The sequence below is a fragment of the Pseudoalteromonas sp. A3 genome, from assembly GCF_025942345.1.
Lineage (GTDB): Bacteria > Pseudomonadota > Gammaproteobacteria > Enterobacterales > Alteromonadaceae > Pseudoalteromonas > Pseudoalteromonas atlantica.
Window position 1 is genome coordinate 82,177 of the sequence record NZ_JAPCKL010000016.1, and the last position, 14,855, is coordinate 97,031.

10 protein-coding genes are annotated in these 14,855 nt (G+C 41.1%); 4 read left to right on the forward strand and 6 right to left on the reverse strand.

Translation table 11 applies throughout. The features are described from left to right. Positions 1 to 50: 50 nt before the first annotated feature. The 3 genes from OIZ54_RS19210 to OIZ54_RS19220 all read right to left on the reverse strand — a co-directional run bounded on the left by OIZ54_RS19210 (position 51) and on the right by OIZ54_RS19220 (position 4,716). Positions 51 to 992 (reverse strand): tetratricopeptide repeat protein, encoded by a 942-nt coding sequence (locus OIZ54_RS19210; protein WP_264391078.1) that lies wholly within the window; start codon positions 990 to 992, stop codon positions 51 to 53. A 93-nt stretch (positions 993 to 1,085) separates the two neighbouring features. Further along, positions 1,086 to 2,486, reverse strand: coding sequence for a M20/M25/M40 family metallo-hydrolase (locus OIZ54_RS19215; RefSeq protein WP_264391079.1), 1,401 nt, complete (start codon positions 2,484 to 2,486; stop codon positions 1,086 to 1,088). A gap of 151 nt (positions 2,487 to 2,637) precedes the next feature. After that, on the reverse strand, positions 2,638 to 4,716 hold the full coding sequence (locus OIZ54_RS19220) for a TonB-dependent siderophore receptor (protein ID WP_096738906.1): 2,079 nt from the start codon (positions 4,714 to 4,716) through the stop codon (positions 2,638 to 2,640). Positions 4,717 to 4,922: 206 nt separating this feature from the next. On the opposite strand from OIZ54_RS19220, the gene dbpA reads away from it, so the two are divergent. After that, on the forward strand, positions 4,923 to 6,311 hold the full coding sequence (dbpA, locus tag OIZ54_RS19225) for an ATP-dependent RNA helicase DbpA (protein WP_264391080.1): 1,389 nt from the start codon (positions 4,923 to 4,925) through the stop codon (positions 6,309 to 6,311). On the opposite strand, the gene OIZ54_RS19230 is transcribed toward dbpA, so the two are convergent. Continuing rightward, positions 6,312 to 6,875 (reverse strand): DNA-J related domain-containing protein, encoded by a 564-nt coding sequence (locus OIZ54_RS19230; protein WP_096738907.1) that lies wholly within the window; start codon positions 6,873 to 6,875, stop codon positions 6,312 to 6,314. It lies immediately after the preceding gene. A gap of 75 nt (positions 6,876 to 6,950) precedes the next feature. Here OIZ54_RS19230 and OIZ54_RS19235 point away from each other — a divergent pair, with 75 nt between their 5' ends. Then, positions 6,951 to 9,764 carry an ATP-binding protein gene (locus tag OIZ54_RS19235; RefSeq protein ID WP_264391081.1) on the forward strand — a complete coding sequence of 938 codons (2,814 nt, stop codon included), beginning with the start codon at positions 6,951 to 6,953 and terminating at the stop codon, positions 9,762 to 9,764. Between the two features lie 223 nt (positions 9,765 to 9,987). On the opposite strand, the gene rho is transcribed toward OIZ54_RS19235, so the two are convergent. Both rho and trxA read right to left on the reverse strand, forming a co-directional pair. Then, positions 9,988 to 11,247 (reverse strand): transcription termination factor Rho, encoded by a 1,260-nt coding sequence (gene rho / locus OIZ54_RS19240; protein ID WP_004588958.1) that lies wholly within the window; start codon positions 11,245 to 11,247, stop codon positions 9,988 to 9,990. Positions 11,248 to 11,429: 182 nt separating this feature from the next. Beyond that, positions 11,430 to 11,756: a thioredoxin TrxA gene (gene trxA, locus OIZ54_RS19245; protein WP_004588957.1), complete on the reverse strand. Its 327-nt coding sequence runs from the start codon at positions 11,754 to 11,756 to the stop codon at positions 11,430 to 11,432. Positions 11,757 to 11,847: 91 nt separating this feature from the next. Between trxA and rhlB the strand changes: the two genes are divergently transcribed. Both rhlB and gppA read left to right on the forward strand, forming a co-directional pair. Continuing rightward, positions 11,848 to 13,125: an ATP-dependent RNA helicase RhlB gene (gene rhlB, locus OIZ54_RS19250; protein WP_054983731.1), complete on the forward strand. Its 1,278-nt coding sequence runs from the start codon at positions 11,848 to 11,850 to the stop codon at positions 13,123 to 13,125. A gap of 44 nt (positions 13,126 to 13,169) precedes the next feature. Further along, positions 13,170 to 14,663, forward strand: a complete 1,494-nt coding sequence (gene gppA / locus OIZ54_RS19255) for a guanosine-5'-triphosphate,3'-diphosphate diphosphatase (protein WP_004588955.1) — start codon at positions 13,170 to 13,172, stop codon at positions 14,661 to 14,663. The last annotated feature ends 192 nt before the right edge of the window (positions 14,664 to 14,855 follow it).

The window sequence follows — 14,855 nt, forward strand, 5'->3', positions numbered from 1 at the left end:
ATATTTTCATCAAAGCGCAGCCTAATCATTATTTTAAATACAGCCTTAGGTTATTTACATTGGCTGTTTTCACAAAGCTGTTCTAGCTCATATTTCGCTTTGCTATTACCTTGCGCTACTGCCTGCTCATACCAATGTTTTGCTGTTTGTACATTTTGAGTCACGCCTTGTCCATCTCGGTACATTTGCGCAAGATTGAGCTGCCCCCATTGCGAGCCGGCATTTGCGGCTAGAGTAAAACTCTCAAGCGCATCGCTATACTGTCCGTTTTTAAAATACGTAATGCCCTGTTGGTTATTTTTGTCGAGCTTTAAGCCTTTATATAGCGGTTTTGGTTTTGGCGGAAACATTACAAAACCACCATATAAACTATTTGCTGAGGGGCGCAGTACGTCGTAAATCACCCCGTCGCTGTAAAGTCTTTTTACTTCGCTACGAGGCAAAGTAATTTTGTCATCTGAGAAGTAACCTGTTTGTACCAATAAGCTGGTACGCATTGCAGTAGTAATGCCTTTGTTGCGCTTATAGCTGTAGTTACTTACTTGAAACGTAATAAACTGCTCGTCAAAACTTAAAACTTGCGCAACTTTTAAGTTGGTGAGTGTCCAGGGCTCATGAGTAAATTTATCAGCGTGTACTAAATACGTATCGTAGGCTTTAGGGTTAGTTAAGTAGCTTTGCTTTTGCGCTTGCGCTGCAGCGTGTTGTTGGTAAAAAAATAACCCCACCCATAACGCTAAAAGTACCCCTATAAAGTATTTAGGTAGAGTGAAAATTTCAAACACCGGTAACTGCTTTAATTTTACAGGCGCATTATGGCCGCATTGATAGCATTCGTATTTATAGTTTAGTGCTAAAGGTAGAACCGGAATAACCGTAAAGCGTAAAAAACGACTTTGGTTTATTAAATGATAGGCGCGGCTATGGCAGTTAGGGCAGCACTGTGTTTGTGCAAAATGAGGGAACGACTGACTCGTATTGAAAAGCAACATGCCCGCACACTCCTTGTTTTATTTAATTTATATAAAGGTAAAACAAGGAGTGCGTTTATTAAAGCGACAAACTGTAAGTAAGTATGTCAGTTATTAGTTAGTCTGCGCTTTCGGTTGAATTGTTGTTTTGGCATCTGCTGCCATTAGCGCAAATACAGCATACGCAGCGGTATTTTGGCGCAGTTTAGCAGGCGTTACTTTATCGAGTGTGTCATCAGCTGTGTGATGGTAATCAAAGTAATCAGTGCCATCTTGGGCCAACTCAAATATAGGTGCCGACACCGCTTTTTTAAATGGGATTAAATCCGGCCCGCCGTTAGCCTGGTTTTTACCAATGTACTCAATGTTTAACGCAGCCAGCTCTTTTGCTATGGCACGTACTACTGGCAGAGAAGCCGTATTAACATTTGACTCAAAACCATATACTACATCGGCGCCAAAGTCCGACTCAGCAGCTGCAACTATATTATGTAAATCGCTTTTATGTTGTGCAAAGTAAGCTTTTGCACCCCAAAGCCCAAGCTCTTCTGCTGCAAACAGTACAACACGAATACTGCGCTTAGGGCGTTTAACATCGCTAATGTGTTTAGCCGCAGCCATTGTTAACGCAACACCAGCGCCATCATCTAATGCGCCAGTGCCTAAATCCCACGAGTCTAGGTGGCCACCAATTAACACATATTGTTCTGGGTTTTCGGTGCCATTAAATTGGCCTATAACGTTATAGCTTGTGCCTTCTCCTAGGCTTTGTGTTTGTACATTTATATTAACCGTTACCTTTTTGTTTAAGGCCACTAAGCGCGCTATTTGATCCGCATCCGGGTTGGCAATAGTTACGTTAGGTATTTTTTTAACCCCTTCTTTATAGTAACTACCACCAGTGTGAGCAAAGCGATGGTGAGCTGTGCTCACTGAGCGCATCATGTAAGCAACCGCGCCTTTTTTTGCAGCTTCAATTGCGCCTGTGGCACGTGCTTTTACTGCAGGGCCATATCCGTTGCCGTCTATGTCGCGGTTCATGCGGTAATTAATATAGGCAATTTTACCTTCTAAGCTATTTGCTGGTGCTGCAATTAGCTCATCCAATGTTTCAAACAGTACAACCGCTGCACTAATGCCATCATCAGGTGTGCTTACACTATTACCCAGCGCAGTTAAATGCAGAGGTTGCTCACTTGGGGTGAGTATTTTTCCGCTTTCGCTATAACGGCGCCATTTTGGAAATGTTGCTTCTTCAAGCCATACTTTATCAAAACCAAGTTCGTTAAATTTTGCTTTAGCCCATGCTACTGCTTTTTTATCGTTTTCAGTGCCGGGTAAGCGAGGGCCAACTTCTGTTGTGAGTGACTCGAGTAGCTCGTAGCTTAAATGGCTTTTAAGTGCAGCAGTGCGCACCTCATCAACCTGTTGTAATTGCGTTGTGGTGAATTCTGCATTGTTTGCGCTAACGCTGAGGCTGCTAGTCATTAGTAGCGCTGTAATAATTTTTTTCATATAGAGTAAGCCTTTTTATAATTAAGTGCATTAGAGCACTTTTTAAAGGCTTTAAAAAATAGATGAGATGAATGCAGTGGTGTTTTTAATAGGCAGTAAAAAGCCCGCACAATTATTATTGTGCGGGCTTTATAAGTATAAGTTTTATAACTTAAAAGCTAAATTGAGCTGCTAGGCGTACATTTGTGCCTTCGCCCACGGTAACGTTGTTTAAGCCACCGCCGCCTAAGTAGTTTTCGTCTAATAGGTTTTCAATGTTTAAACGAAGGTTTACATCGGTTTTGCTTACTTTAAGTTTGTAAGTTGCACCGACATCTACTCGTGTGTAAGCATCTTTTACTACTGTGTTTGCACTATCGGCAAAGCGCTCACCTTCATAAAATGCACCGGCATTAAATGCAATGGTGTCGTTTAACTCATAGCGTGTCCAAAGTGATGCAGACCATTTAGGAGCATCAGTAGGGCGTTTACCTTGTAGGTCTTCGTCACGCTCAAAATTTGCATCTAAGTACATAGTTGATGCCATAACAAATAAGCGATCGGTAGCTGCACCTTGCGCGCTTAGCTCAAGCCCTTTATGGCGTTGCTCGCCTACTTGGTTTGTTTCAGAGGTAAATTCGCCCACTGGCACTTCAAGTGCTTCGGTTACTAAGGTGCCTTTTTTGCTAATATCAAATACAGCACCGCTTAACATTAGGCGGTCATCAAATAGCTGCCATTTAACACCAATTTCTTTTTGCTCAGAGGTTACAGCATCAAGCTTCATACCGTTGTTGATGTCAGTTTCGCTTACTAATGTATCGCTACCTTGTGGCTCAAAACCTTCTGAGTAGCTAGCATAAATAGTCGCAGAAGGGTTAGGGTGATAAAGCACACCTACTTTTGGTACGAACGACTCGTTATCTGCGCCTTCTCTATTTTGCTCATCGTAACGGCCACCTAATGATACTTGCCACTGTGGCGAGAAAGTAATTAAGTCTTGAACGTAAATACCGTAGTAGTCGTATTCAGTTTCGCTAATAGTATCATCTGATTTATAGCTTACTGTTGGGCGGCTTGGCTCGTTTTGGCCAGCGGCAAAATCAAAATACTCTGCTGATGTACGGCGTTGTCCGTAATAGTAATCTAGCGAGTTTGCACCAATTAAAAACTGATGTTGTAAACTACCGGTTTTAAATTCGCCAACAAAATCAATAAATGCGGTTTTAAACTGCCAATCGTCAAAACGGTCGTAAGGGCGTGACTCATAGCTATCGCCTTCTACGAATGTGCTTGGCTTACGAGGTGCAGACTCAAAACGCTGGCGCTCAAATGTTTGCTCGTTGTAACCAAGCTTAACTTGCCAGTGATCGTTTAAGTACACTTCAAAATCTACGCCTAAGTTTTCTACTGTTATGTCGGTAAATGCCCAAGACATATCGCGAATAGTTTTGTCATCGCCAATCACATTGGCGTTGTCATCTATCCAAGCACCTGTATCAAGGCCTGCTTCGTCGTCTGTGCGGTCGTAATGTACACGTACTAATGCGTTGTCGCTTAAATCGTAATCAACAATTACAGCACCTAAAAAACGATCGCGTTCACGGTTTTCGCCGTTTTGGTATTCGCGCCAATAATCAACATCTTGTTTTACTAAAATACCGCGTGCGCGTAAATCTTCAGCGTCGGTAAGTGCACCAGCCGCGTCTAGCATAAAGCGGGTAGAGCCATGTTGGTCTACATCTGCGCTGGCGTTAAATAATGTAGTTGCCGTAGGCTTTTTTGTCACCATGTTAATCAAGCCACCTGGGCCTGATTGTCCGTATAAAATACTTGATGGGCCTTTAATAACTTCTACTTGTTGTAGAATTTCAATCGGTTGCTGGTAGTGAGACCAATGTTGGTGCCCGTCACGTAAGTAGCCTGTTGAAGAGCTAAGTTCAAAGCCGCGTAAGTTAAATACTTCACGGTTACGTTGCTGAGAGCCGGCAGTTAAGCTTGCATCGTTAGTAAGCACTTCGCCAAGTGTGGTTGCTAATTGCTCGCTAATTATTGTATCGCTAATAACAGTGACTGATTGCGCTGTTTCTAACAATGACGCTGATGTTCTCATTGCTCCGTTGGCGTTGTCGACTTTGTAGTCGTTGAAATAGCTGCCTTTAACTTCAATTCGCTCTAGGTCAGTAGGGGCGGCAAAGGCGCTTGTGCTAATGGCACCAACAAGTGCTACGTACAGTGAGTTTAGTTTCATCAATTACATCCAGTGTTAGGGTGTTAAAATTTTTCGAGGATCTTAATGAAAACTAGTATCATTTGCAACTTTTTTATTAACAAGGATTAACGCATCGTAAAATAATGCACATCGGGTATTAATGGTTGCCTAACCTGAATTCTGCTATTATAGAGCCATATTTTGGGGCTAAGCCCTGTGTTGTTTTTATTATTTTGGAATTTATTGTGACTTCTACTGCATTTTCATCTTTGGCTTTACCTGCTGGTTTAGTTGATAATTTATCAACACTTGGCTACTCGCAAATGACGCCTGTACAAGCGCAAAGCCTGCCACCTGTACTTGAAGGTAAAGACATTATTGCACAGGCAAAAACCGGTTCAGGTAAAACTGCTGCTTTTAGTTTAGGTGTGTTAGCTAAATTAAATGTAAAACGTTTTCGTATTCAATCGCTTGTACTTTGTCCAACGCGCGAGCTGGCTGAGCAAGTGGCGGTAGAAATGCGTAAACTTGCCCGCGGTATTCACAATATTAAAATTTTAACCTTGTGTGGCGGGGTTTCTATTGGCCCACAAATAGGCTCGCTTGAGCATGGCGCGCACATTATTGTGGGTACACCTGGGCGAGTAGACGATCATATTCGTAAAGGTACACTGCGTTTAGACGACGTTGAAACGCTGGTAGTTGATGAGGCAGATCAAATGCTCGATATGGGTTTTCAAGATACCCTTGATGCCATTATTGAGCGCATACCGCAAAATCGTCAAACGTTGTTATTTAGTGCTACCTTTCCGCGTGCAATTGAAGCGATTGCAAAGCGCGTATTAAAAAATCCAGAGATGATAAAAGTAGAAGAAGAGCAAGAAAAAAGCACAATAAAGCAATACTTTTACAAAATGGACAACAACAAACAGCGTTACTCAACACTTAAATTATTACTACTTAAATTTACACCACAAAGCTGTGTTGTTTTTTGTAATACCAAGGTAGAAACACAACAAGTTTGTGATGATTTAGCAAGTGAAGGCTTTAGCGCAGTGGCGTTGCACGGTGATTTAGAGCAGCGTGATCGCGAGCGTACGTTAATTCATTTTGCTAATAAGAGCGCCTCAATATTAGTTGCTACCGATGTTGCCGCGCGTGGCTTAGATATTGACGACATGGACATGGTAATAAATTACCACTTAGCACACGACCCACAAACCCATGTACACCGTGTAGGGCGCACAGGCCGAGCGGGTAAAAAAGGCATTGCATGCTCTATTTACGGTGAGGCTGAGCAGTTTAAAGTGGCGCAAATAGGCGACCATTACGAACGAGACTTTTTGCCAGAGCCAATGCCTGCTTTTAGTTTATTAGAAAAGCCGCCTTACAAGCCTGAAATGGTTACCCTAATGATCGACTCGGGCAAAAAGCAAAAAGTGCGCGCTGGTGATATTTTAGGTGCACTTACTGGCAAAGATGGTGTTGCAGGACGCCAAGTAGGTAAAATAAATGTACTTGATAACGTTGCCTTTGTAGCCGTTGAGCGCAATGCATCAAAACCTGCGCTACGTAAATTAACCGAGGGCAATATTAAAGGGCGTAAAATTCGTGCCCGTCGCCTTACCCGTTAATTACCTGTTTTGAGCAGCTAGCTTTAGCTGCTCATACTCGGCTCTTATTTGTCTAAATTTACATGCACTCCCAGTTTGCTTATCGGGATGATGTTTTAATGCCAATTGCCGCCAGCGCTTTTGTAGCATAGCCAGGCTAAAGTTTGGCGGTAGTTGCCAAGCCTTAAGTAATGGCTCAATTTGCCCAACTGGTTGCTTTATTAGTGGGTTAAATTGCTGCCAAAAACTATCTAATAATGCCTCTATGTCTTTGGCACTGGTGTCGTAGTTTTCCCAGTTTAAATAGTAACTTTTTAAATGGGACTGCGTTGCTACATTGCTACTTGGCTCTGTAAGTTCAATATGTAATGACGATATAATTAAGTGCTTGGGTAATAGCTGTGTTTGCAGCTCAAATAAAGCATTCATAATTAAAAAATTCTTTTTAAATAAATTTTGCTCAGGGTTTGCATCTAAAGGTGGTAACACCCCTTGTTGAGCGAGCGTTGCAGCTAAGATATGAACTTTCCAAACACGCTGAGTTAAAAGTAGCTCAAAAATCTCATCAATCAGGGGGTTAAGCATTGTTTGCACTCGTTTTGTTGTGTATCTTCAATAAAGATTACACTGACTAAAGCTAAAGTTTGAAGGAATAATATTATGCAAGGCAAATTGAAGTGCCTTTTATTTGTTTTATGTTGTGTGTTCATACTGCCAAGCTTTGCTCAAAATAGTGTATCTTTATTTGATGAATTTAAAAAAGAGCAGCAGTGGGACGTAAAACTCACGCTCGGTAATGCGCTGCTTGAAGCAAAAAATATCACAGAATCCCAAAAGGTCAGTGTGTATTCTGAACTTGCCGATTTAGCCTTCTCCTCAGATGATTTTGAAAATGCCCTGCTGTATTTTAAAAAATTAGAACAGCACACTTCCTTAAACTACCTACCAGATATGCACTTTAGAGCCATTAAAATGCAAGGCGTTGTGTTTTATTTTCAGGGATATTTTCAGCAAGCTATTGTTGAATATAGCCGCGCCATGGTGATTGTTGAAAAAAACAATAAGCAAGTAGAGCTTGCAAACCTGCTAAGTAATATTGGTTTAGCGTACTTCGAAATGAATAATATGGAGCTAACGCTCGAATATTATTTAAAAGCAAAAGAGATTTATGAGAAAAAGGGCAGTGCTCAAGACCAAGCTGATATTTTGCTAAATATAGCAGGGGTGTACATTAGGTTATCACGTTACGAAAGCGCCATTTTATTTTATAAAGAAGTACTTAAAGTTTATCAAAAATTAGCTGATACCAGCGGCATAGCGCAAGTTAACAATAATTTAGGGGTTGCTTACTACGAAAGTTCGCAATTAGATTTAGCGCTGCATTATTACCAAATGGCACTGCGCTATTATATTTCTACCAATGATTATAATAAGTTATCTACCCAATATACTAATTTAGCAAACATCAATTTAATTCTTAATAATGTGGATGCTGCCTACGAGCAAGCTAAATTGGGGGTGCAAAATGCCCTTAAAATTGCTAATCACAGCTTAGAGCTTAACGCCTTACATGCACTGGCTAAAATACAATTTGTGAGAGGCGAGCTTGCTGATTCGCAAAAAAGCCTAGATAAAGCAACCGATTTGGCCACACAATATAATAGTGTGCGTATCAAGCGCGATGCTTTTGGTACACGCTCGCTCCTAGAGGCAAGCAAAGGCAACTACGCTGAGGCATTAACTCTGCACGAAAAGTTTGTAGCAGAGCAGCGCGGTATAAATAGCGAAACAATTACCAGCGCTTTAGCTGTACTGCAAAATCAATTTAAAGCTACTCAGTTAAATCAAGAAATTCAAAAGCTGAAGCAAGAACGAAAAGTACAAAAGTTAAAAATGAGCCAACGTTCGCAGCTTACGGTTTTTATTTTTGTTTTATTATTTTTAGTAATTGTAACGGGTACCGCGCTTTATCGTCGGGGCGCCGAAAAGCGTGCTAAGCAGTTATTAAAAGAACAAGTTGCGCAGCGTACAGCAGAGCTACAAGCTATTGCCCAAGAGCTACGAGAAGCAAATGATGTTAAAAGCCAGTTTTTGGCAAATATTAGCCATGAAATTAGAACCCCGCTCACCGCTATTTTAGGCCAAACAGATGATTTAATTAATGGTTTGTACGAGCCTGAAAACCTACAAGATGAATTAAAAATAATTCAACGACATAGCGATCACTTAAAAAGTTTAATTAATGACGTACTCGATTTAAGTAAAATAGAAGCAAACAGATTAGAGCTTAATATTTCGTGCTTTGACATAGTGCAGCTAGTTAGCGATGTACATGCCATGTTTATTACGCAGGCTAAGGCGAAGCATTTACAAATTCGTTTTGATAACCATGTAGGCAATGCGTTTTATACCAAGCTCGATTTAATGCGGGTGAAGCAAATACTCATTAATTTATGTGCTAATGCTGTTAAGTTTACGCAGGCGGGGCAGGTAGTTGTGTCTTTAAACAAAACCGAGCAAGGGCTTATTTTTATAGTTAAAGACACCGGTATTGGCATGAATTCATCACAGCTAAAACAAATATTTGAATGCTTTAGCCAAGCCGATAACAGTATTAGTCGCCGCTTTGGTGGCACCGGGTTAGGGCTTAGTTTGTCTCAACAGTTAGCCTCTATGATGGGCGGCTACATTAGCGTACAAAGTGAGTTTAAACGCGGAAGTCAGTTTTCGCTGTTTTTACCCTGTATAGAAGTTGAAAAAGAGCTAGATGAGTACGAACATGTAAGCGCCGCTGAACAGGTTAAGCAGTTAACCGGGCGTGTAGTACTGGCTGAGGATCATCCCGACAATCGCAGACTCATAAGTCGTTATTTACGTTCTATGGGGCTTGAAGTTATTGCGGTAGAAAATGGCGAGCAAGCGGTTGAGAAGTGCCTACAAATATACCCAGACCTCGTGCTGCTTGATATACAAATGCCTATTATGGACGGGCGTGCTGCGTTTTCGTTGTTGCAACAGTGCGGCTTTCAAGCGCCTATTTTTGCTTTAACGGCCAATGCAATGAGCCATGAAGTTGATGATTATCTTGCCCTAGGGTTTACAGGGTATTTAGGTAAGCCATTAGATAAAAACGCGTTTTATAACACCCTTGCCCAGCATTTAGGTGAAGCAAAACAAGAGGCAGCCTATACAGCTAAGATAGACATGAGCGACTTAGTAACAAGTTTTAAGCAAAGCTTCACGTTTGAAAGCGAAACCATAAGTCAGCACCATAATAGTAATGACCTAGAGGCACTACAAAAAGACAGCCATCGTATTTTAGGCGCTGCGCAAATGTTTGCGTTAGACGATATTGCCAAAGCCGCTAAAAATCTCGATATGGCTTTACTCAATAAACAAAGCCAAAGTAAAGAACACATTCAAAAGCTTGTAGATGAATTACAGCGTGTACTTAAAAAATATAACGAGAGTTAATTATACCAATCGTGTTAGGTTATTAGACATTTATAGCGACAGATAAATAGAGTGGTCATAAGGCATAAGTTTTGACACCTAGTTGTTCTACATAAGAAATTTATAACGCCATTAACGCTTTATTTAGTATGCTAGAAAGGCTAAATATCTAAGCCGATTGGTATTAGTCGTTTAAACATAAAAAAAGCGCCCTAGGCGCTTTTTTTATATAACGAAAACGCGCTTATTGGCGTTTCATCGAATCGAAGAATTCATCGTTCGTTTTGCTCATAGAAAGCTTATCAATTAAGAATTCCATAGCATCAATCTCTGACATTTCATGAACAATCTTACGTAAAATCCACAGCTTTTGTAGCTCATCTGGCTTAGTAAGTAGTTCTTCACGACGCGTACCAGAGCGGTTAAAGTCGATGGCAGGGAATACACGCTTTTCAGCAATCTTACGATTTAAGTGTAGTTCCATGTTACCGGTACCTTTAAACTCTTCGTAGATAACTTCATCCATTTTAGAGCCCGTGTCGATAAGAGCTGTAGCTATAATCGTTAAGCTACCGCCTTCTTCAACATTACGTGCAGCACCAAAGAAGCGCTTAGGCTTGTGCAGTGCGTTAGCATCAACACCACCGGTAAGTACTTTACCAGACGAAGGAATAACGGTGTTGTAAGCACGCGCTAAACGGGTGATTGAATCAAGCAAAATAACCACATCTTTTTTGTGCTCAACTAAACGTTTTGCTTTTTCAATAACCATTTCTGCAACTTGTACGTGGCGAGAAGCTGGCTCATCAAACGTTGATGCAATAACTTCACCTTTAACGAGGCGCTGCATCTCGGTTACTTCCTCCGGACGCTCATCAATAAGTAAAACCATTAATGTAACATCTGGGTGATTGTGAGTAATTGATTGTGCAATGTTTTGCAGTAGCATTGTTTTACCCGCTTTAGGCGGTGCTACTAACAAACCACGTTGGCCACGGCCAATTGGAGATGCTAAATCAAGTACACGAGCGGTAATGTCTTCTTTACTGCCGTTACCGCGTTCCATACGAAAACGTTCGTTTGCATGTAGTGGGGTAAGGTTTTCAAAAAGAATTTTAGTGCGAGAGTTTTCAGGTTTATCGAAGTTAACTTCATTTACTTTTAATAAAGCAAAGTAGCGTTCGCCATCTTTAGGTGGACGAATAAGCCCTGAAATAGAATCGCCAGTACGCATGCTGAAACGGCGAATTTGGCTTGGAGATACATAAATATCATCTGGGCCAGCTAAGTAAGATGCTTCTGATGATCTTAAAAAACCAAAGCCATCTTGTAAAATCTCTAGTACACCGCCACCGAAGATGTTCTCTCCGCCTTTGGCGTGTGCTTTAAGAATGGCAAAAATGATATCTTGCTTTCTTAAGCGGGCTACGTTTTCGAGCCCCATGGACTCAGCTAAGTTTACAAGTTCTTTTATAGACTTGTCTTTTAATTCGCGTAAATGCATATTGGTGGGTTCTTTATTACAATTGTCATACTCAAAATCGCTTTGATAGTTGAGTGAGGTTTGTTGAATATAACTAAGGATTAGTTGGCTTTATAAACTAGCAGTTCACTGGCATAGCGTCCAGTCTTTATACAAAATAAACACAAAAAAAGGGCAAAAACGCCCTTTTTTTTAATTTTTACTTAGATATTGTTTTCTAAGAACTCAATAAGTTGAGTTTTAGAAAGCGCACCAACTTTCGTTGCAGCTACTTGGCCGTCTTTAAAAAGAAGCAGAGTAGGAATACCACGAATACCAAATTTAGGCGGCGTACCCGCGTTTTGGTCGATGTTTAATTTAGCAACTGTTACACGGCTTTCGTATTCATCAGCTACTTCATTAAGGATAGGGGCGATCATTTTACAAGGTCCGCACCACTCAGCCCAAAAATCTACTAGTACAGGCTTGTCTGATTGTAATACGTCAGCTTCAAAGCTATCGTCAGTAATTTGGATTATTTTCTCGCTCATTGCGCTCTCCGATTTAGTTAGGCGAAATATTTAGTGCGTATTTAAACACTCTTGTTTCTTATTGCAAGTTTAAACGTTATGCTTAAACGCTATGACTAAGACACATTTGACCGATAAAAAGTTTTCAGACTTTGCTATCGCACCGGAAGTGGTTGCCGGTTTAACCGAAAGTGGGTTTGAATATTGCACACCCATTCAAGCAAAATGCCTACCTTTTATTTGTGACGGACGCGATATCGCGGGCCAAGCACAAACAGGTACGGGCAAAACGTTGGCGTTTTTAACTGCCACGTGCCATCGGTTATTACAATCTAGCAAAGCACCTAGTAAACATCCAAGAGCCCTGATCATGGCCCCGACTCGGGAGCTTGCGATTCAGATACACAAAGATGCTAAAATTTTAGCGCCGCACTGTAATCTTAACTTAGGTTTAGTATATGGTGGCGAAGATTACGAAAAACAACGTGCACAATTAGAAAAAGGCGTTGATATTTTAATTGGTACTACAGGTCGACTAATCGATTTGTACAAGCAAGGCTGTTACACCCTTAATGAAATTGAGGTAGTTGTGCTTGATGAAGCCGATCGTATGTTCGATTTAGGCTTTATAAAAGACATTCGTTACATGTTCCGCCGCATGCCAGATACAGCAGATAGATTAAACCTATTATTTTCTGCCACGCTTTCTTATCGCGTGCAAGAACTTGCCTTTGAACATATGACCAACCCTGAGCACGTTCAAATCGAGCCAGACGTTAAAACAGGTAAGCGAATTAAAGAAGAGCTATTTCATCCTTCTCAAGAAGATAAAATTAAGCTGCTATTAACTTTAATTGAGGAAGAATGGCCAGACAAAGCCATTGTGTTTGCCAATACAAAGCACAGCTGTGAAACAGTGTATGCCTGGTTAAAAGCCGATGGCCACCGAGTAGGTATGCTCACTGGCGATGTAAACCAGAAAAAACGCCAATCTATATTAGCGCAATTCACCAAAGGCGAATTAGACTTTTTAGTGGCAACCGATGTGGCAGCACGTGGGCTACATATCCCTGAGGTAAGTCATGTATTTAACTTTGACCTGCCAGATGATTGTGAAGATTACGTTCACCGTATTGGCCGTACAGGTCGTGCGGGCGCATCAGGTCATGCAATTAGCTTTGCATGTGAGCAGTACGCTTATAACCTGCATGAAATAGAAGAGTATATAGAGCACAGCATTCCTTTATCACATTATGATAAAACCGCATTGCTAGATGATTTAACAAAGCCTACTATTCAAAGAAAGCGCAACTATTCTACAGGCCCACGTAATCGTAGTAATAATAACGGACGTCGCCCAAATAATAGTTACCAAAAAGGACGGTCGTAACTCGGCCGTTACTGTACGTAGTAGTAACTAGAGGTTTTTGAACGGTGGGGCAATTTAAACCGCAAAAAAATGTGTATGCAGTCATTGATTTAGGCTCAAATAGCTTTCATATGCTTATTGCTAAATCAATTGCTGGCGGCCTACAAACTATAGGCCGCGTTAAACGCAAAGTAAGATTAGCCGCAGGGCTTGATAAAGATAACGTATTAAGCACTGAGGCAATGCAGCGAGGCTGGGAGTGCCTTGCACTTTTTGCTGAGCGCCTACAAGACATTCCAAAACAAAATATAACCATAGTAGCAACGGCCACATTACGTCTTGCGACGAATGCCGATGTTTTCAAAGCACAAGCCGAAAAAATCTTAGGCCATACTATTAATGTAATAAGTGGTGAGCTAGAAGCACGCACTATTTATAAAGGCGTAGCACACACTTCATCATGCACTGGCAAGCAGCTAGTTATTGATATTGGTGGTGCAAGTACCGAAGTCGTTATAGGTAAGGGTTTTGAGGCACTGCACTATAAAAGCTTAAATATGGGGTGTGTTACTTATTTAGAACGCTATTTTAAAGATTGCCAATTAAGTGAAGCAAACTTTAACGCTGCCATCAAAGCTGCCCACGAAGTTATTGATGAAATTGCCCCTGAGTATAAACAAGCAGGTTGGCAAATTGCATCGGGTGCTTCTGGCACAGTGCAAGCCATTCAAGAAATAATGGTTGCGCAACACTTAGATGAACTACTCACCCTAGAAAAGCTAAATAAAATAAAAGAGCAATCAATAACGTTTAGCACTATCGCTGCACTAGACTTACCTGGTCTAAGCGAAGAGCGTAGATTAGTTTTTGTATCTGGCCTAGCTATCTTAATTGCGCTATTTGAATCGCTTGAAATTGAAAAAATGGGATTAGCTGGCGGTGCACTTCGCGAAGGTGTGCTTTACAGTATGGTGCCCGAGCTTCATAACAACGACATTCGTAAACGCACCGTTGATGGGTTTATGGACCGTTACCATGTTGATCAAAAGCAAGCTAATCGTGTATCGAGCTTAGTTATTCAACTGGCAGAACAAGTAGGTGAAAGCTGGCCGCTTGTTAGTGAAAATGCGTTGCCGCTTTTAAAAGCCGCAGCACAACTACACGAAATTGGTTTATTAATAGAGTACAAGCAATATCACAAGCACACAGCCTACATTATAGAAAACACCGATATGCCAGGTTTTTCACAATCTGAACATAAAGTGATTGCAGCTGTTGCTAATGCACATCGCTCCGATATTCAAAAAGGCAGCTTCGACGCTCTAGGTGCACATAGTACACTTACCCAATACTTAGTTAGGTTATTAAGAATTGCCGTAATATTATCGATGCGCCGACAAGACGACGTACTTCCTAAAATAGAGTTATCTGTAGAAAAAGACACCTTAGACTTAAAGTTTGCCAATAACTGGTTAAAAGAACACCCTCTTATGGCTAGTGAGCTACAACAAGAGTCTAAATTGCAAAGTAAACTCGGTTGGAAACTCATCGTAAACTAATATAAAAGGCCCGTAAGGGCCTTTTTAGTGTTTAAAGTAACCACTTTGCTTCAATTTCACGCGAACAGTCATTTATTTCAAGTTTTCTTCAAAAAAGGGTTGATCTGTTTTCGGATCTCCCTATAATGCGACCCCACTGAGACGGCAGAGCGCAACGCATAGCGAGGCACGAGCTACTCAGTGAGTCGAGTA

Bases quoted from the DNA above. Each gene is read 5' to 3' on its own strand.
- OIZ54_RS19215 (WP_264391079.1), bottom strand. From the start codon at position 2,486: ATGAAAAAAATTATTACAGCGCTACTAATGACTAGCAGCCTCAGCGTT.
- rhlB (WP_054983731.1), top strand. From the start codon at position 11,848: ATGACTAAGACACATTTGACCGATAAAAAGTTTTCAGACTTTGCTATC.
- OIZ54_RS19235 (WP_264391081.1), top strand. From the start codon at position 6,951: ATGCAAGGCAAATTGAAGTGCCTTTTATTTGTTTTATGTTGTGTGTTC.
- rho (WP_004588958.1), bottom strand. From the start codon at position 11,247: ATGCATTTACGCGAATTAAAAGACAAGTCTATAAAAGAACTTGTAAAC.
- trxA (WP_004588957.1), bottom strand. From the start codon at position 11,756: ATGAGCGAGAAAATAATCCAAATTACTGACGATAGCTTTGAAGCTGAC.
- OIZ54_RS19230 (WP_096738907.1), bottom strand. From the start codon at position 6,875: ATGCTTAACCCCCTGATTGATGAGATTTTTGAGCTACTTTTAACTCAG.
- OIZ54_RS19220 (WP_096738906.1), bottom strand. From the start codon at position 4,716: ATGAAACTAAACTCACTGTACGTAGCACTTGTTGGTGCCATTAGCACA.
- OIZ54_RS19210 (WP_264391078.1), bottom strand. From the start codon at position 992: ATGTTGCTTTTCAATACGAGTCAGTCGTTCCCTCATTTTGCACAAACA.